The 17,564-nt window shown below is 68.6% G+C and carries 19 protein-coding genes; 10 read left to right on the top strand and 9 right to left on the bottom strand.

All coding sequences use genetic code 11. The features are described from left to right. Positions 1-25: 25 nt before the first annotated feature. Positions 26-841 (bottom strand): IclR family transcriptional regulator, encoded by an 816-nt coding sequence (locus tag NMI01S_RS20700; protein ID WP_062999522.1) that lies wholly within the window; start codon positions 839-841, stop codon positions 26-28. 359 nt (positions 842-1,200) lie between these two features. Between NMI01S_RS20700 and NMI01S_RS35365 the strand changes: the two genes are divergently transcribed. From NMI01S_RS35365 to NMI01S_RS20680, 5 genes are all read left to right on the top strand, one after another. Beyond that, positions 1,201-1,362 carry a hypothetical protein gene (locus tag NMI01S_RS35365; protein WP_167669920.1) on the top strand — a complete coding sequence of 54 codons (162 nt, stop codon included), beginning with the start codon at positions 1,201-1,203 and terminating at the stop codon, positions 1,360-1,362. 80 nt (positions 1,363-1,442) lie between these two features. Beyond that, positions 1,443-1,610, top strand: coding sequence for a ribbon-helix-helix domain-containing protein (locus tag NMI01S_RS20695; protein ID WP_036499828.1), 168 nt, complete (start codon positions 1,443-1,445; stop codon positions 1,608-1,610). 1 nt (position 1,611) lies between these two features. Continuing rightward, a complete protein-coding gene (locus NMI01S_RS20690; RefSeq protein WP_062999520.1) occupies positions 1,612-1,953 on the top strand; it encodes a VOC family protein in 342 nt (113 codons plus the stop codon). Further along, a complete protein-coding gene (locus NMI01S_RS20685) occupies positions 1,950-2,822 on the top strand; it encodes a class I SAM-dependent methyltransferase (RefSeq protein WP_062999518.1) in 873 nt (290 codons plus the stop codon). Before NMI01S_RS20690 ends, NMI01S_RS20685 begins: the two co-directional genes overlap by 4 nt. A gap of 20 nt (positions 2,823-2,842) precedes the next feature. Next, entirely contained in the window at positions 2,843-3,214 is a 372-nt protein-coding gene (locus NMI01S_RS20680; protein ID WP_062999516.1) for an ACT domain-containing protein, read from the top strand. A gap of 7 nt (positions 3,215-3,221) precedes the next feature. Here NMI01S_RS20680 and NMI01S_RS20675 read toward each other — a convergent pair whose 3' ends face one another. Further along, the gene (locus NMI01S_RS20675) at positions 3,222-4,859 is read right to left on the bottom strand and encodes an HNH endonuclease (protein WP_063920797.1); all 1,638 of its coding nucleotides are present in this window, start codon (positions 4,857-4,859) and stop codon (positions 3,222-3,224) included. Positions 4,860-4,948: 89 nt separating this feature from the next. Between NMI01S_RS20675 and NMI01S_RS20670 the strand changes: the two genes are divergently transcribed. After that, a complete protein-coding gene (locus tag NMI01S_RS20670; RefSeq protein WP_062999951.1) occupies positions 4,949-5,422 on the top strand; it encodes a hypothetical protein in 474 nt (157 codons plus the stop codon). Here the strand turns inward: NMI01S_RS20670 and pabB are convergent. Further along, a complete protein-coding gene (gene pabB / locus NMI01S_RS20665) occupies positions 5,402-7,636 on the bottom strand; it encodes an aminodeoxychorismate synthase component I (RefSeq protein ID WP_062999514.1) in 2,235 nt (744 codons plus the stop codon). The two genes, NMI01S_RS20670 and pabB, sit on opposite strands and share 21 nt — an antisense overlap. A gap of 155 nt (positions 7,637-7,791) precedes the next feature. On the opposite strand from pabB, the gene NMI01S_RS20660 reads away from it, so the two are divergent. Beyond that, positions 7,792-8,847 (top strand): phosphotransferase family protein, encoded by a 1,056-nt coding sequence (locus tag NMI01S_RS20660; protein ID WP_062999949.1) that lies wholly within the window; start codon positions 7,792-7,794, stop codon positions 8,845-8,847. A gap of 17 nt (positions 8,848-8,864) precedes the next feature. Here NMI01S_RS20660 and trpB read toward each other — a convergent pair whose 3' ends face one another. The 3 genes from trpB to NMI01S_RS20645 all read right to left on the bottom strand — a co-directional run bounded on the left by trpB (position 8,865) and on the right by NMI01S_RS20645 (position 12,273). Beyond that, positions 8,865-10,106, bottom strand: coding sequence for a tryptophan synthase subunit beta (trpB, locus tag NMI01S_RS20655; protein ID WP_084513141.1), 1,242 nt, complete (start codon positions 10,104-10,106; stop codon positions 8,865-8,867). A 137-nt stretch (positions 10,107-10,243) separates the two neighbouring features. Further along, positions 10,244-11,434, bottom strand: coding sequence for a serine hydrolase domain-containing protein (locus NMI01S_RS20650; protein WP_062999512.1), 1,191 nt, complete (start codon positions 11,432-11,434; stop codon positions 10,244-10,246). Positions 11,435-11,499: 65 nt separating this feature from the next. Then, positions 11,500-12,273, bottom strand: a complete 774-nt coding sequence (locus NMI01S_RS20645; RefSeq protein ID WP_062999510.1) for an alpha/beta fold hydrolase — start codon at positions 12,271-12,273, stop codon at positions 11,500-11,502. Between the two features lie 54 nt (positions 12,274-12,327). On the opposite strand from NMI01S_RS20645, the gene NMI01S_RS20640 reads away from it, so the two are divergent. From NMI01S_RS20640 to NMI01S_RS20630, 3 genes are all read left to right on the top strand, one after another. Beyond that, positions 12,328-12,699 carry a MerR family transcriptional regulator gene (locus NMI01S_RS20640; RefSeq protein WP_062999504.1) on the top strand — a complete coding sequence of 124 codons (372 nt, stop codon included), beginning with the start codon at positions 12,328-12,330 and terminating at the stop codon, positions 12,697-12,699. Between the two features lie 50 nt (positions 12,700-12,749). Further along, entirely contained in the window at positions 12,750-13,583 is an 834-nt protein-coding gene (locus tag NMI01S_RS20635; RefSeq protein WP_062999502.1) for a serine hydrolase domain-containing protein, read from the top strand. 96 nt (positions 13,584-13,679) lie between these two features. Next, the gene (locus tag NMI01S_RS20630) at positions 13,680-14,207 is read left to right on the top strand and encodes a DUF3145 domain-containing protein (protein ID WP_062999500.1); all 528 of its coding nucleotides are present in this window, start codon (positions 13,680-13,682) and stop codon (positions 14,205-14,207) included. A gap of 76 nt (positions 14,208-14,283) precedes the next feature. Here the strand turns inward: NMI01S_RS20630 and NMI01S_RS20625 are convergent, their stop codons facing one another. From NMI01S_RS20625 to acpM, 3 genes are all read right to left on the bottom strand, one after another. After that, positions 14,284-15,729 carry an acyl-CoA carboxylase subunit beta gene (locus tag NMI01S_RS20625; protein ID WP_062999498.1) on the bottom strand — a complete coding sequence of 482 codons (1,446 nt, stop codon included), beginning with the start codon at positions 15,727-15,729 and terminating at the stop codon, positions 14,284-14,286. Positions 15,730-15,880: 151 nt separating this feature from the next. After that, a complete protein-coding gene (locus tag NMI01S_RS20620) occupies positions 15,881-17,131 on the bottom strand; it encodes a KasA/KasB family beta-ketoacyl-ACP synthase (RefSeq protein WP_062999496.1) in 1,251 nt (416 codons plus the stop codon). 12 nt (positions 17,132-17,143) lie between these two features. After that, positions 17,144-17,446, bottom strand: coding sequence for a meromycolate extension acyl carrier protein AcpM (gene acpM, locus NMI01S_RS20615; RefSeq protein WP_062999494.1), 303 nt, complete (start codon positions 17,444-17,446; stop codon positions 17,144-17,146). Positions 17,447-17,564 lie beyond the last annotated feature (118 nt).

The following is a 17,564-nucleotide window of genomic DNA, read 5'->3' as shown; positions in this document are numbered from 1 at the left end:
TCCGCTCAGCGAGACTCCCGCCCGGTTACGCGCGACTCGGCGAGGAGGCGAGCGGGCGGCCGCCCGTCCGGACCGCCTGACCGCGCCGCGCGGCCGGCATCTGCCGTCGCCCGTGGGTCTCCGCGGCCAGCACGCGCGAGGTGCGCGAAGCCGCCTCCGCGACCAGCGGGGCGAGTCGTTCCATGGTGGCGAAGTTCGTCTCCCCGCACAGGCAGATCGCGGCCAGCGGGCCCTGCGGACCCCGGATCGCGGCGGCCACACTCGGAAGTACCCGGCCCACCATCGCATTGGCGTATTCGCCGCGGTCGAACGACAATCCGCGGTTGCGGCGGATCCGGTTCAATTCGCGATGCAGGCTCGCCACATCCCATCCCCGGCCCTGCACCGGATCGGAGAGCTGTTTGCCGAGCAGCGCCTCCACCTCCTCCGGGGGCAGCCAGGCCAGCATGGCGCGGCCGCCGGTGGTGAGGTGAGCGAAACTGCGGCGTCCCACATGCGATTCGAGTGTGCGCGCGAACGGGCCGCCGAGTTTGTCGAGGAACACCTCGTCGGCGCCCTCCAGCGCCGCCAGGTGGACCACCAGTCCGGTCCGCAGCTGCAACTCGTGCAGATGCTCGGCCGCCGCCTCGCGGATCTCGCCGTGGCGGCCGTCGTACCCGCCGAGTCCGAGCGAGCGCCGGCCCAGGCAGTAGCCCGAGGGGGTGTGCTCGAGCCAGTGCAGTTTCACCAGCTGGTCGAGGATGCGATGCGCGGTGGAGCGGGGGAGTCCGCTGTGTGTGCAGATCTCCACGAGGCTCAGCCGCGTCGACCGGTGCTCGAACATGTCGAGAATGAGCGTCATCCGCTCCACCATCGATGGCGGCAGGGGCCCGGGTGCCGAAGTGGCCAGTGGCATCGATGCCTCCGATCGTGAGTCGCTTCCATCCTGCCCGTCGAAGCTGGGCGAGAACCGGAATTGAAGCCCGAGTGTAGTGACGCCAGACACACCGCGCGATGGCGGTCTGTTCCGTTCATCCGGTATCCCGCTGACCGGAACGGCGCCGGAACCGGTCTGACGTACCTGACAGCGCGGGATTTTTCGGAGCGAGAGGAATGGGCGTGATCGAGGCCGGACCCTGATGGTCGACGGCGGCTCGATCAAACTCCGCTGAGGCCGTTTCCGTCCCCGCGCGCGGACGGACAGGCGGCTATCGTGGGGTTATGGGCGTGTTCGGTGAGATATTCCCCGGCAAGAAGCTGACCGACGAGAGCGGCGGTGACAGCGACGGGCAGCAGCATCGGCCGCGGCTGGATCTCGACCTGGACGCGGGCGTGATCCGGCTGTCGGGGACGCCGCGGTCGGATGAGGAGTCGTCCGAGTAGTCGGTCCGGTCTGTCACTTCGTGGAGTTCGTGTGGACCTGGATCTAGCAATCTAGATTGCTAGCATGTTAGCGTTCTCTCGTGGGTGCCGAGGAAGTCAAGCAGTTCAACGTGTATCTCCCGGTGGAGCTGATCAAGCAGGTCAAATACCGGGCGGTCGAATCGGAGATGTCGCTGTCGGCTCTGGTGGCCGAGGCGCTGCGGGCGTACCTCGGCGCCGAACCGCCGACGCGTGAGAAGGAGAAGTGATATGGCCGCCAGAGGTGTCGAGGCGATTTTTCTGGAGACCCACAACTGGGGGAAATCGGCGAAGTTCTTCCAGCAGTTGGGCTTCGAACTGGAATTCGCCACCGACCACAACTCCGGACAGCTCCGCAACGGGGACGGTCCGTACCTGTTCATCGCCGAGGTGCCGGCGGACCGCGAACCCGGAATGCAGGTCGTGCTGAAAGTGCAAGCGGAACAAGACTTTCCGGCGCCGGTCGAGGTGGTGTCGCCGTTCGCCGACACCCATTACGGAACCCGCGAGATGACGGTGCGCGACCCGGACGGGCGGGTGTGGACGCTACAGGCTCCCGGTGGTGACCGATGAGCGATACCCGGACCGGTGCGGTGCCCGAGCGCACCGTGGTACCCGACCAGACCGCTGTGCGGGTTGCGCTGTGGCGCGCGCTGCACGTCCAGCTCGATCCGCCGCCGCATGTGCTCGACGACGAGATCGGCCTGCGACTGGCCGATCCGCCGGCGGGCTGGCGTGAGCGCGGTGATATGGATCCGGTGGGCACCAGCCGCTTTCGGGCGAGCATCGTGGTGCGCTCACGATTCGTGGAGGATCTGCTCACCGAACAGGCCGGGCGCGTGGACCAGTACGTGCTGCTGGGCGCGGGACTGGAGACGTTCGCGCAGCGCAGACCCGAGATCGCTTCTCGCTTCCGGATTTTCGAGGTCGACCAACCGCAGACGCAGGAGTGGAAGCGCCGGCGCCTGGTCGAGACCGGCTATGAGCTCCCGGACTGGTTGCGTTCGGTCCCGGTCGATTTCGAGAAGGATTCGTGGTGGGAGCGTCTGACCGCGGCCGGCTTCGATCCGGCCCGGCCCGCGACCGTCGCCTCGCTGGGGGTGAGCATGTATCTCACCGACGAGGCCAACCGTGAAACGCTGTCGCTGCTGGCGGCCTCGGCGCCCGGTTCCACGGTCGTCATGTCCTTCATGCCGCCACTGGAACTGCTCGAGGAACAGGACCGAACGAGCCGGGAGTTCGCGGAATCGGGCGCGGCCGCCTCCGGCACGCCATTCCGCAGCTTCTACGCCCCGGCGCGGATCGTCGCCATGGCCCGGGAGGCCGGTTTCGCTCAGGCGCACCACATTTCGGCGGACGAGCTCAACAACCGGTACTTCCCCGGGCGCCCGGACGGGCTGCGCACTTCGAACGGCGAGGAGTTGCTGGTGGCGGCGACCTGAGTCCCGCCTACGATGAGCCGATGGCGAAATCCCAGCGCTTGCACATCGTGCCGTCCCGCTTCAGCGTCGACCACATTCCGGCCGCGACCTTCCCCGAGGACGACGAATGGGTGGCGCTGGTGCGAGCGCCGGAGGGACTGACGGTCGTCCGCGAGGCTCCGCCGTGGGAGCGGGAGTCGTGCTGGCTCGGGCTGTACGCCGCCACGCCGCGCGAGCTGGACACCTCCGGCGCGCTGACCGCGATCCTGGAACCGTTGGCGCAGCACGGAATTCCGGTGTTCGTCGCCTCGACCTACCACGCGGACCTGGTGCTGGTCCCCGAATCGCGCAGTGCCGCCGCGACCGATGCGCCGACCGAGGCCGGATTCGAGATCGCCGGGGACGCGGGCTGACACCGGTTCAAATGTGGTCGCCCTTGTCGCGGTTGCAGCCGCGGCACAGGATCTGCAGATTCGCCGCACTGGTCGCCCCGCCGCGGCTCAGCGGAATGATGTGGTCGAATTCGAGGTAGTGGGTGGCGCCGCATTCCACACACCGGCCGCCGTCGCGATGCCACACCTCGGCCTTGATATCGGGTGCGATGGACCGGCTGTCGCGTCTGCCCGGTGCGACGGTGAGCCGTTTCGCCACGCGTAGTGCGCCTTCCACGATCGCGGCCACCAATTCCGGCTCGTCGACATCGAATTCGGCGCCGCCGCGCGCCGAGGTGGCCGCCACCGTCACGCCGGTCTCGGTGGCCGATACGGAAACCGCTCGGGTCCAGGGGATTTCGATACCGGCGTCCGGCCCGATGAAGCGCAGCTTCCGGTTCGAGCAGATCAACCGCCCGGGGGACGCGTGGGTGCCGCGCCCCGTCCGTCGGAGGCGGGTGGCGGCGGTGTCGAGGTGGACGCGTTCCTGCGGGTCCAGATGCAGATCGGGCACCGCGATCACCGGAAGCTCGCCCGCCCGCAGCCGGGACAGGATGCGCAGCCGGCGCAGACTGCGCCGCAACTCGTCCACGGCCCCGTCGCGCACCCGGAGCGCGGCGACCGTCGCGTCGAATCGTTCCAGTTCGGCGCCGGTGATCGTGCCGTCGGCCAGGGCGAAGGCCGCCGTGCGCTCGAGATGCGAGACGGCGGGTCCACGCAGGGCCGCGCGGGCGGTGTCGGGGTCGATGCGCTGATGGCGGATCCGCGTCCACAGCTCGTCCCAGTCGGGTCCGCTCGGACCGGTGGTGGTCAGGACGCGAAGCGCTCGGATGCGCCAATCGGACAGAAAGTCCTCGACCTCCGCCGCGCACGCGCGGCAGGGCGCGGCGCCGAGCAGTCGCCAGCCCCGCCGTCGGCCGCAGCGAGGACAGCCGCGCGGGTCGGCGGGCGGACGTGCCACCGTCTGCCCGGTCCATCGGGAGCCGTCCCACCAGCGCAGTGATGCCGCGTCCGCGGGATCGGGATGCCAATCGGGGCGTTCGTCCGGCGGCGCGGCCATCGGCGGGGCGAACCTGGTGCGCTGCAACGATAGTCGCTGCGATCGGTGCTGCGCCGAATCCGCGACGGGTGCGCCGAAGGTCGTGAACAATTCCGCCGCGTCGGCGTGTTGCGGCCCGCCCCGCACGAACCACCAGCGGTTCTCGGCCCGGCGGAACTCTCCGAACACCGCGGCCCGCGCATCCGGTGCCGCGGCGACGTCGGCGCGCGCCACCAGGCCCTCGGCGTCCTCGATCGACACCGAGAGCCCCGGGAGCACCGCCAGGGGCTCGTCGGGACCGGACCCGGTGATCAGGATGCGGACGATCTCCGCCTCGGTGCGGGGTAGTGAGATCGACAGCCGCGCGGTGCCGGGCTGCGGATCCTGATCGACGGTCACCGCCTGGGAGGGATGGCGCGGCGCGTTGAAATACACCACGTCGCGGGCGGAGCGGACGCGCCCGCCGGCGGTCAGCAAGACCGCATGCGCATCCAGCGGCGCCGTCGAACGCCATGAAACCAGTACCGACAGAAGCGAAGTCGGTACCGGCGTGGCGTCGCCGTCGACGGTGGGGCGCGTGGTTGTCATCGCCACGAACTATGCCAGGCCGTCCCGACACGAACCGCGGGGTCGGCGCGGAGCTTTTCGTGACCGTCCGGGTGCGGCACAGTGGAACCATGACGAACCCGAAGGGTGACTCCGGGCGCAAGCCCGGCGGCGCGCGGGTGCCGGGTGCGACGGAAATCCTCGCCGCCGCCCAGGCCGCCGCGCAGGCCGCACAGACCGCCGCGGGCCAGGCCATCGACGCCGCGCAGGTCACCGCCGGTACCGCCTTCGGCACCGCGGTGCGGCTCCCGCCCGCGTCGGTACAGCTGGCCGCGCAACTTCCGGATCTGATCGAGAATCTGGCGACCGCCATCGACCGGCTCAATTCCACCATCGACCGCCTCGACCGGACCCTGGCCCTGGCCGATCCGGCCTTCGCGGCCTACGACCGGCTGCTGCCGCGGCTCGAGGCCGTGATCGCGCTGGGCGAAGACGTGCTCAGCCGGCTGTCCAAACTTCCGGGCATCTCGATGCTGGGCCGCCTCACCGGCCGCGAGGCCGAACCACCGCAACCGGAGCCGAAGTCACGTCGACGCGGAAAATAGACCCGCCCCGTCCGCCGATCGCGGCATATCCACCGTGGCGATCACCGCGCGAGCCGCGGCAGCGGCCTTGAGCACCATCTCGTGGAATTCCGCGTCGGCATCGGAGTCCAGCACCACCGCGCCGCCCGCGCCGACACGCCAGCCGCGCTCGTCCCGGACCGCCGTGCGGATGACGATATTGAGATCCGCCGTGCCGCCCAGTCCCAGAAATCCGATCGTGCCCGAGTAGATGCCGCGCGCCTCGGTTTCCAGCCCGTCGATGATCTCCATGGTCCGCAGCTTCGGGGCCCCGGTCATCGAGCCGCCCGGGAAGCAGGCTCGCAGGCAATCGATCGCGTCCACCTCGGGGCGCAGCCGGCCGCGCACGGTGCTCACCAGCTGATGCATGGTCGTGTAGGTCTCCGCGACCATCAGCTCGGGGACGTGCACACTGCCCAGCTCGCACACCCGGCCCAGATCGTTGCGCAGCAGATCGACGATCATCAGATTCTCGGCACGGGTCTTGGGGTCCAATTCCAATGCGCGGCACAGGTTTTCATCGGCTTCCGGGGTGGCGCCGCGGGGAGCGGTGCCCTTGATCGGTTTGGTCTCCACCGTGCGGGTGCGGTCGACCTTGAGGAAGCGCTCCGGTGACGAACAGGCGATATGGAGTTCGCCGAATCTCAGGTACGCCGCGTACGGGGCAGGATTGCTGCGCCGCAGCACCCGGTAGACGTCGAGGCCCGGCGCCTCGGAATCGATCCCGGCGCTGTCGGTGAGGTTCACCTCGTAGGTTTCCCCGGCGCGTAGTTCGGCGTCGATCGCCGCGATGTCGGCCAGATAGCGGTCCCGGCCACGGCTCAGGCGCGAGACGACGGCCTCTTCGTCGGCGGGCAGTGTGAGCGGTTCCGGATTCTGCCGATCCGGCAGTGTCGTGACGATCGCGCGGGTGTCGGCCAGCCAGCGGCGATTCGCCTCGGCGGACTCCGCGTCGGTGACGGCGAGCAGATGGGTGCGGCCCGCGACGTGATCGACCACGACCAGCCGATCGGCGAAGATCCACTGCGCATCCGGATAGGGCGATCGATGCCCGGCCCGCGCACCGCAGTCGGCCTTCATCTCATAGCCCAGATAGCCGACGTAGCCGCCCACGAAATCGAAAGGCACATCGGGGAATCGGATGTTCAGCTCGTTCAGCCGCGCCGACAGATAGTCGAGCACCGGCCGCGGATCGGTGCGGGTCCCGGATCGATCCTCGATCACGCATCCCGCGCCGACCCGATATCGCACCACCTCCGCCAGCGGCCCGGACGCATCACCGGCGAAACTGAACCGATCCAGGCCCGGCTCCACATGCGCACTGTCGAGCCAGAACACGGTCGGTGAATCCGGATACATCCGCAGCACAACGGATTCCGTGTCCACTGCGCGGTCGATCACCTCGTGGAGGACGGTGAGGGTGGTCGCGGAGCGGATCGAGGACGGCGAGGTCGCGGCCTCGGCGGGACCTGTGCCGGAACCCGGCTCGGAAGCAGAGGCCGGCGCGAAGTCTCGGACTCGCGTCGCCGAGTCGTCCCGTGGGCTACCCGCACCGTCTCCGGAACCGGTGCTCACCGACACCGACCGATACCGCCGCCCTTCCTGACGTGCCCACCACTCCCGCGTCAGCCGCGCGAAATTCCCCAGCACTGCGGCGCCGAATTCACTCGACACCGATTCCGGATGGAACTGCACACCCCACTGCGGGCGGTGGCGGTGCCGAACGCCCATCACCACCCCGTCGGGCGCGGTCGCGGTGATGGCCAGCGCGTCCGGCAGCGGCTGGGCGGCGCACAGCGAGTGATAGCGCACGGCCAGGAAGTCGGCGGGAAGTCCCGCGAACAGATCCCTACCGTCATGGCTGATGCGGTCCGGATAGCCGTGCCGGGGGGCGGGCGCCGGAATCACCTGCCCGCCGGCCGCCAGCACGATGCCCTGATGGCCCAGGCAGACGCCCAGCAGCGGGAGCTCCGCCCGCTCGATCAGCGCCTGAGAGATTCCGAAATCCCTCGGTGTATCGGGGCGTCCGGGCCCGGGGGAGACGACGATGTTGTCGAACCGGTCGAGATCCAGCTCGGCCAGGGTGTCGATCTCGTCGTTGCGCAGCACGGTCGGTGCGGCTCCGGTCACCGTGCCGATCAATTGGAAGAGGTTGTAGGTGAACGAGTCGTAGTTGTCGACCAGCAGCGTGCGCACGGGGGTCCGGGTCCGGACCCCGTGGTCGAAAGTGGTCTCGCCCGCATGCCGAGACCAGGACGTGCTCATGTGCATCACCGTATCGGGCATCTCGGACCATGCAGTGAGGGCATATGCCTTCAGTTGACCGGTCGTGGTGGTGCACAATGTGGGACATGTCTGTGGTGCAACCGGCCGAGGTCGAGCGCGAGGTCGTCGACTTCGCGGCCGTCGGCGAATGGATGGATGAACAGGGCCTGCCCGGCGGTGACTTCGAGGATGTGACCTCACTCGGCGGCGGCACCCAGAACATCATGCTGCGGTTCCGCCGGGGTGGCCGCGATTTCGTGCTGCGCCGCGGACCGAAACACCTGCGTCCCAAGAGCAACGACGTCATCCGCCGCGAATCCCGCCTGCTCGGCGCGCTCGCGGGCACCGGCGTGCGCGCCCCGCGGGTGATCGCCGCGGGCGCCGACGAATCGGTGATCGGCGCGGTCTTCTACCTGATGGAGCCGATCACCGGCTTCAACCCGCAGAACGAACTGCCCGCCCTGCACGCCGGCGATCCCGAGGTGCGGCGGCAGATGGGACTGTCGGCGGTGGAGGCCATCGCCCGGCTCGGATCGCTCGACTACGAGGCGCTGGGCCTGTCCGATTACGGCAAGCCGGACGGTTTTCTGGAACGTCAGGTACCACGCTGGCTCGGCGAACTCGAGTCCTACAACAGCAACGACGGCTACCCCGGCCCGCAGATTCCGGGCGTGGACCGAGTCGGGGACTGGCTCGACCGCAACCGGCCCGCGCGGTGGCGGCCGGGCATCCTGCACGGCGACTGCCACCTCGCCAACATGATGTTCTCCTACGACGGGCCCGAGGTCGCCGCCATGGTCGACTGGGAGATGTCGACGATCGGCGATCCGCTGCTGGATCTGGGCTGGCAGATCGCCACCCGGCCCGAACCCGGAACCACCGGCGCCGCCCTGGTCGGCAAGCTCGGCGCCGCGGGCGGCCTGCCCACCGCCGAGGAGATGATCGCCCACTACGCGACCTTCTCCGACCGCGACCTCGGCCACGCCACCTGGTACACGGTGCTCGCCTGCTTCAAACTCGGCATCGTGCTCGAGGGCACGCACGCCCGGGCCTTCGCCGGCAAGGCGTCCAAGCAGACCGGCGATTTCCTGCACGCCATCACGCTGGAACTGTTCGACAAGGCCGACCGGCTCTGCGAATGAGCCGACGCGGCACGGCGTCAGCCGGCGTCGAGCAGGTCGGCGACGATGGCCAGATCCTTGTCGCCGCGGCCGGACAGGCACAGCAGGATCAGCGCGTCCTCGGCGATCCCGCCCTGTTCGGCCGCCTCCAGCAGATATCCCACGGCGTGCGCGGATTCGAGCGCGGTGATGATGCCTTCGGTCCGGCACAGCGTATCCAGTCCGCGCAGCGCCACCGCATCGGTCGCGACAGCGTGATCGATGCGCCCGATGTCCTTGAGGTGGCTCAGTTCCGGGCCGACCCCCGGATAATCCAATCCGGCCGCGATGCTGTGGGTCCGCGCGATCTGCCCCTCGTGGTCCTGCAGGACGTAGCTGAACGCGCCGTCCATCTCACCCGGTGTCCCCGCGCTGAGCGTGGCCGCGTGCTCGCCCGTGTGTAATCCGCGGCCCCCGGCTTCCACGCCGATCAGCCGCACCTGCGCATCGCCGGTGAACGGGTGGAACATGCCGATCGCGTTACTGCCGCCGCCCACGCAGGCGATGACGTGGTCGGGCAGCCGCCCCGTCGCCGCCAGCAGCTGGGCCCGGGATTCGATGCCGATCCGGCTCTGATGGTCGCGCACCATGCGCGGATACGGTGCGGGCCCGGTGGCGGTGCCGAACAGGAAATGGGTGCTCTCGGTGTGCGCCACCCAATCTCGCACCGCCTCGGTCACCGCGGCCTTCAGGCGGCGATCACCGGAACGAACGGCGCGCACATCCGCCCCGAGCAGGCGCATCCGTACGACGTTGCTCTGCTGACGGGCCATATCGTCGGCGCCCATGTAGATCACACACGACAGGCCGAGCATGGCGCAGACGGTCGCCACCGCGACGCCGTGCTGCCCTGCCCCGGTTTCGGCGATGATGCGGGTCTTGCCCATCCGCACGGCCAGCAGCGCCTGCCCGAGCGCATTGTTGATCTTGTGGGCGCCGGTGTGCGTCATATCCTCACGCTTGAGGAATACGCGCACCCCGGGCACTCCCAGCGCCCGCGCGAGCCGCGGCGCCGCATGCAGCAATGTCGGCCGGCCGACGCGCTCGCGCAGCAACCGGTCGAGTTCGCCGTGGTATTCGGGATCCGCCCAGGCCGCTCGATGGGCGTTCTCCACGTCGGTGAGCGCCGCCATCAGCCCTTCGGGAACGTAACGCCCGCCGAAGGCGCCGAATCTCCCGGGGTCCCGGATGCCGTCCCGAGTGGTGGCGTGGGTTGGCCTGTGTCCGATCACCATTCGCATCCGCGCTTTCTTCTCGCCGTCCGGCTCGGACAGTGTGTGCGATCCGCTCGCACACCTGGTCACCTGCCGGCAACGAGTGAGTTAACAGCACGGAAGCGGTCATCGTCAGTGGTGGTAAGTCGGCGCGGGTGGCGAGATCAGCCGCAGCGGAGTAATGCGTCCCGGACGGCACGGGCCCGCGCATCGTCGAGAACGGCGGTGCCGAGGCGGTTCATCACATAACCGAAACCCAAACCCGTTGCCGGATCGGCGAATCCGAACGACCCCCCGTAACCGGTGGTGCCATAGGCGCGCTTGTCGCTGCCGAAACGGAAGCTGCCACAGGATTTGCGGAACCCCAGGTGGTAGCGGCTGCGGGTGAGCAACACCAGATCGTCGGCGGGCACATCGTCGACGGTGTCCGCGCTGGCCAGCCGGCCGAGAATGCCCGGTGCGATGGGCAATTCACCGGTGCGTCCCGCCGCCGCGCCATAGACCCGCGCCAGGGACCGTGCCGTGCCCACGCCGCCCGCGGCCGGGCTCTCGACGCCGAGGAATTCGCGGCGGGTGGCACGTTCGGGCGCGCCGGTGCGGGGGCTGCTCAACGCGCGATAGGTCAGACCGCGCCGCAGCAACATCTGAATCGCGATGCGCAGCGGCACGTCTCGCTCGTACCGCAGCACGTCCAACCCGGAGGTGGACGCGAGCGTGGCGACGCGATCGAGGGATTGTTCCTCCGGCAGTCCGATGAAGAAGTCCAGCTCGAGCGGGCCGGCGAAGTCCTCGGCGAAGATACGGCCCAGGGTGCGGTGCCGCGGATCGACGCGGCGGAGCAGTTCGCCCTGATACAGCCCGGCGGTGATCGGGTGGTAGCCCTGCCGGGTGCCGGGACTCCACAGCGGTTTCTGGTCGGCCAGGATCTCCGCGAGCCGATCCCGGTCGGCCATGTCCGACAGCCGCACCACCCGATCGAGCACCGGCAGGCCCGCACGATGGTCGAGCAGCTGCCGCACGGTGATCGCTTCCTTACCGTGCGCGGCGAATTCCGGCCAGTACTGCGCGACCGGCGCCTGGTAGTCGAGCACCCCGCGGGAGACGGCACTCGCCACGGCGAATGCCGTCATCCCCTTCGTCGAGGAGAACACCGGAACCATGGTGTCGCGCTCCCACGGCAGCTGTCCGCGGCGATCGCGGAACCCCGCCCACAGATCCACCACCGGCCGGTCCCCGTCGTAGACGGCCACGGCCGCTCCGATCTCGCCGAACCGGGCGAAGTTGCGCCGGAACGCGTCCGCGACCGGCTCGAAACCGCTCGCCACCTCACCGTGTACCTCAGCAACCTCGCCCATAGTGCAACCGATGGTAACGGTCAACGCTGCGGTGTCGTACGGTGTCCAGCCGGATCGGAAACCGATCAGGCCGCGTGGATCCGGGAGCTGTCGGCGAAGTAGTCGAGGACGGCGCGATGCCACGCCTCCGGCGCCTCGTGCATCAGCACGTGTCCCGCCGCCACCTCGATGTAGTCCGCGCCCGGAATCGCCGCCGCCAGTTCGCGCGAATTGGCGGGATCGACCAGCAGATCCGCCGTGGCGGCGATGACCCGGGTCGGCACCGCGACCCGCGGCAGATCGGCGCGGGTGTCCACCCGGGTCACCAGATCCGCCTGCGCCGCCGCCCCACCCGGAACCTGGGCAGCGATCTGCTCCAGATACTGCGAAAACATCTCGTCCGACAGCGAATTGGTGAACGCGGCACTGTATCCGGACAGCAGCACCACGCGGGCGAACGCGTCGTGATCGCGCGCGGCGAGCGCATCGAGCCACAGATCCAGCACGAGCCGGGCCCGATGGTCGGCTCGCGCCAGCCCGGCCGCGAGCACCAACCCGGTGACCCGATCGGGATGACGCACGGCGGCCCGCACCGCCACCGCGGTGCCGAGCGAGAACCCGATGATCGGGAACCGCTCGGCGCCCGCCGCCACGGCCTCCTCGACCAGTGCGTCGGCCAACCCGTCGAGGGTCAGGACGGTGTCGTCGGCCGGATAGTCGGAGCCGATCACGGTGTGGCGCTCGGCGAGCAATGGGATCAGAGAACCGAAGTTGGCCTCGATCCCGCCGCCCGCGCCGTGCGCGAGAACGACCGCGGGACCGCTGCCGATGACGGATGTGGATAGTGAAATGTTCGTCATGGCCGCGACGTTAGGGCTTGACATGAGTGTGAAGGTCAAGCTCGGGAGGGTGCGATGCTGATCGGCGAGCTGGCGAACATTACCGGCGTCAGCACCCGCCTGCTGCGCTACTACGAGGAACAGGGACTGCTGAACGCCCGCCGCGACGGCAACGGCTACCGCGTCTACACCGACGACGCACCGCAGCGGGTGCACCGCATTCGCGAGTTGCTCGCTGCCGGACTGCCGACCAGCGCCATCCGCGAACTGCTGCCGTGTGCGACCGCCACGGGCTTGCAGCACTGCGATCTCACCCGAAAGATCATGCGGGAAGGCATGTCTCACCTCGACGCGCAGATCGCCGAGCTGATCCGGCGCCGCACGCTGCTGGCCCGTCAGGACGAGCAACTGGTGGCCGCGCCCTATCGCAGCGACGGCCCGGCGTAACCGGCCTCCCCGCGGCGGTGGGCTCGGGCCCTTCTCGTAGGCTCGGTGCCGTGCGAGCACTGGAACAGATTCGCGACTGGCCCGTCCGGCACGCCGCCGCGGGCGTCGTCGATACCCATGGCGTGGTCGGCACCGAGGGGGACCTCGATCGCGTGTTCGCCCTCGCCTCCGTCACGAAACCCCTTGCCGCCTATGCGGTTCTGGTGGCGGTCGAAGAAGGTGCGATCGAACTGGACCAGCCCGCCGGACCGCCCGGCTCCACCGTGCGGCACCTGCTGGCGCATACGGCCGGACTGGCCTTCGACACCACCGTGATCATGGCCGAGCCCGGGCAGCGCCGCATCTATTCCAGCGCCGGATTCGACGTGCTCGCCGAGTTCCTCACGCGCGAGACCGGAATCGAATTTCCCGAATATCTGCGGCAAGCGGTATTCGAGCCACTCGGAATGAAATCCTCGGTACTGGCCGGATCCGCCGGCCACGCCGGCCGATCCACGGTGAACGATCTGCTGCGTTTCGCCGGAGAATTGCTGAACCCGATCTTGATATCCGGTGACACCCTCACCGCGGCGACCTCCGTGCAATTCCCGGGCGTCGGCGGAGTACTTCCCGGATACGGATCGCAGCGCCCCAATGATTGGGGTCTGGGATTCGAGATCCGCGACCACAAGACTCCGCATTGGACGGGGGGAGCCAACTCGCCGCGAACCTACGGGCATTTCGGGCAGTCCGGCACCTTCCTGTGGGTGGACCCGGAGATCGAGGTGGCGTGTGTGGCGTTGAGCGACGAGAATTTCGGCGATTGGGCCCGAGCGGTGTGGCCGACGCTCAGCGATGCGGTCATCGCCGATATCCAGCGGATTCGCGACACGGCCGAAAAGTAACAGCCGTAACATCGGGCACTCCAGTAAACTCGGGCAACGCCTGCGCTCGACGGGATGTTGGGGAAGACGTCCGACGTCGAGGCTGGAGGTGTACAGGTGCGCGCATCTGATCAGTTCGCGGATGTGACGTGTGGTGTGGTGTACATCCACGCGTCACCGGCCGCGCTGTGCCCGCACATCGAATGGACGCTTTCCTCCACTCTGAAATCGCCCGCGTCGCTGCGCTGGACCGCCCAGCCGGCCGCCGCGGGACAACTGCGCGCGACCACCGACTGGGTGGGTCCTGTCGGCACCGCGGGCCGAATTGCCAAGGCGTTGCGGGATTGGCCGGTGCTGCGCTTCGAGGTCACCGAGGATCCCTCCGAAGGCGTCGACGGCGAACGCTACAGTTTCGTTCCCGGCCTCGGATTGTGGACCGGTGCGATGAGCGCCAACGGCGACGTCATGGTCGGCGAGATGCGCCTGCGGGAAATCGTGCGCTCGGCCCGGGCTCGTGGCCGCCACGGCGACATCTCCGCCGATATCGATCGCGCCCTGGGCACCGCCTGGGACGACGAACTCGAACCCTTCCGCACCGGCGGCGAAGGCGCCGAGGTCACCTGGCTGCGCCGCGACGTCGGCTGAATCCCGCAACCATCGGAAAACACGACGGGTGGCCTCCGCAGCGGAGACCACCCGTAACGTATTGCCGCCGAAGGCTTTACAGCGGAATGTTCTTGTTGTGGCTGGGCCGCGCCGGGGCCGAGGCCAGCGCGGCGGCAATGGTGGACCGAGTCTTGGCGGGGTCGATGACCTCGTCCACGACGCCGATGGACAGCGCCCGCCCGACTCCGCCGGCGATGGTCTCGTGTTCGGCGGTGAGACGCTCGATCAGAGCCTCGCGCTCCTCCTCGGGAGCCTTCGCGATGGCCTTCTTGTGCAGGATGCCGACCGCGGCCTTGGCGCCCATCACGGCGACCTCGGACTCCGGCCAGGCGTACACCGCGGTGGCACCCAGCGAGCGGGCGTTCATCGCGATGTAGGCGCCGCCGTAGATCTTCCGGGTCACCAGCGTGACGCGCGGAACGCGGGCCTCGGCGAAGGCGTGCAGCAGTTTCGCGCCGCGGCGCACCACGCCCTCCCATTCCATGCCGACACCGGGCAGATAACCGGGCACGTCGGTGATCACGACCAGCGGAATGCCGAAGGAGTTGCACAGGCGCACGAAACGCGCTGCCTTCTCGGCGGATTCGCTGGTGAGGCAGCCGCCCATGCGCAGCGGGTTGTTGGCGAGCACACCGACCGTGCGACCACCGAGGCGGCCGAGACCGGTGACGATGCTGCGGGCGTAACCGCCCTGCAACTCCTCGAAGGACGATTCGCCGTCGCCGTCCGGCGAGGGGATCTTGTCGAGTAGCTCGCGCACGACCGGCTTGACGTCGTAGGCGCGCTTGGCCGACTCCGGCAGCATCGCCTTGAGGTCCACATCGCCGTGGGCGGCGGCGGACAGGTCGAATTCGCCCTGTTCGGCGAACATCGAGACCAGGCGGCGGCCGCGGTGCATCGCGTCGTTCTCGTCGTCGGCGACGATATGGCACACGCCGGACTTCTTGCCGTGGGTCTCGGGACCGCCGAGGGTGGCCATGTCGACGTTCTCACCCGTGACCGACTTGACGACGTCCGGACCCGTCACGAAGACGCGGCCCTCGGGCGCCATGATGACGACGTCGGTCAGCGCGGGACCGTACGCGGCGCCGCCGGCGGCGAAGCCGACCACGATCGAAATCTGCGGGACCAGGCCCGACGCGCGAACCATGGCCTCGAAAACGGTGCCCACCGCGTGCAGTGCCTCGACGCCCTCCGCCAGGCGCGCACCGCCCGAATGCCAGATGCCGACCACGGGAATCCGGGAGTCGATGGCGGTATCGATCGCGTCCACGATGTGCTTGCATCCGTCGACACCCATGGCGCCACCCATCACGGTGGCATCGGAGCAGTACGCGACGGTGCGCACGCCGTCGACCTCGCCGATGGCGGCCAGCACGCCGGACTTGTCGCGGGGGTGGAGCGGGAGGACGGTTCCGGGATCGAAGAAGCGCTGCAACCGGCCCAGCGGATCACGGGGATCGGTCGTGGCGTCCGCCTGCGCGGGGGCCATGATGGTCATCGCGGTCTCTCCTCGAGGGAAATGTGGAGTCGCTGACGCGGCTGCGAAAGATGAAAATCCCGGTGGGGCTTTTCGACGAGGGGATCTGCCTTGGCCGAAAAGCCCCACCGGGTTCGCTGAAGTTGTCGACAGACGTTGTCGACGAGTCGGATCAGTACCGTCCGAAGGCGAGCGCCACGTTGTGGCCGCCGAAACCGAACGAGTTGTTGATCGCGTACTCGATGTCCTGGCGACGGGCCTCACCGTGCACGACATCCAGGTCGATCTCCGGGTCCTGGTTCTCCAGGTTCAGCGTGGGCGGAACGATGCCGTCGCGAATGCTGAGCACTGTGAGTACCGACTCGAGGGCGCCCACAGCGCCGATCGAGTGGCCCAGGGCGGACTTGGGCGCGTAGACCGAGGCGTGCTTACCCACGGCCTTGTGGATCGCGTTCGCTTCCGCTGTGTCCCCGATCGGGGTGGCGGTCGCGTGCGCATTGATGTGCGTGATGTCGGACTTCGTCAGTCCGGCGGTCTGCATGGCGCGCTCCATGGCGCGCGCCGCACCGGCACCCGTGGGATCCGGGGCGACCAGATGGAAGCCGTCGGAGGTGATGCCGGCACCCAGCAGGCGAGCGTGGATGGTGGCCCCGCGCGCCTTGGCGTGCTCTTCGGTCTCCACGACCATCAGCGCACCGGCCTCGCCGAAGACGAAGCCGTCACGATCCTTGTCGAACGGCCGCGACGCGCCCTTGGGGTCATCGTTGCGGGTGCTCATCGCCCGCATCATGGAGAACGCGGCGATCGGCACGTCGGAGATGTATCCCTCGACACCGCCGGTGACGACCATGTCGGCGTCGCCCATGACGATCATCCGCCACGCGTTGGCGATGCCCTCGGATCCCGACGAACATGCCGAGACCGGGGTGACCACTCCCGCCTTGGCCCCCAGTTCGAGGCCCACGACAGCGGACGGCCCGTTCGGCATGACCATCTGAACGGCCAGCGGCGAGATCTTGCGGTAGCCGCCGTTCTTCAGCTTGTCCACCGAGTCGATGAGCGCGTCGCCGCCGCCGAGGCCGGTGCCGATCGCCACGGCCAAGCGCTCGGGGTCCACCTCGGGGCTGCCGGCGTTCTTCCACACCTCGCGCCCCAGCACCATCGCCAGCCGCTCGACATAGGCCATGCGGCGGATCTCGACTCGGCTGAGCAGGGTGTCCGGCGAAACCTTCAGGTGGCCGCCGATGCGAACCGGGAGGTCGTATTCCTCGATGAAGGAATCCTCGAGAACGTCGATGCCGCTCTCGCCGTTGAGGAGTCCCTTCCACGTCGCATCGACGTCACCGGCGATCGACGTGGTCGCCGCGAGACTGGTGACGACTACGTTCGGGAAGTTCCCGTTCAAAGTGGAAGGAGTGGTCACGGTATCGGCCCTTTACTCGGCGCTACCGAACTTGGCCTTGAGCTCAGCGGCCGCGTCGGAGTTCTCGGCCTCGAGCTTCTGGATGTAGGAGACGGCGTCACCCACGGTCTTGAGGCTGGCGAGATCCTCGTCGGGGATCTTCACGCCGTACTTGTCCTCGGTCTGCACGGCGATCTCGACCATCGACAGCGAGTCGATGTCCAGGTCATCGACGAAAGACTTCTCGATCGTCACCTCGGAGGGCTCGATGCCGGTCACCTCTTCGATGATCTTGCCGAGCTCTTCGACGATCTGTTCCTGGGTCAGAGCGGCCACTTGGTGGCTCCCTTCTTGTTCTTTCGTTGGTCCGACGTGAATCGGAGGTCCGATTATTTTTCGGTACGAGCTGGACAAACGTTTCGTCCTGCTCGCTCGCGGTCGCATCACTACGAGC

The organism is Nocardia mikamii NBRC 108933, assembly GCF_001613505.1.
Taxonomy (GTDB): domain Bacteria; phylum Actinomycetota; class Actinomycetes; order Mycobacteriales; family Mycobacteriaceae; genus Nocardia; species Nocardia mikamii.
The sequence above is the reverse complement of the archived record's forward strand: the minus strand, read 5'-3'. Positions and strand labels throughout refer to the sequence as shown.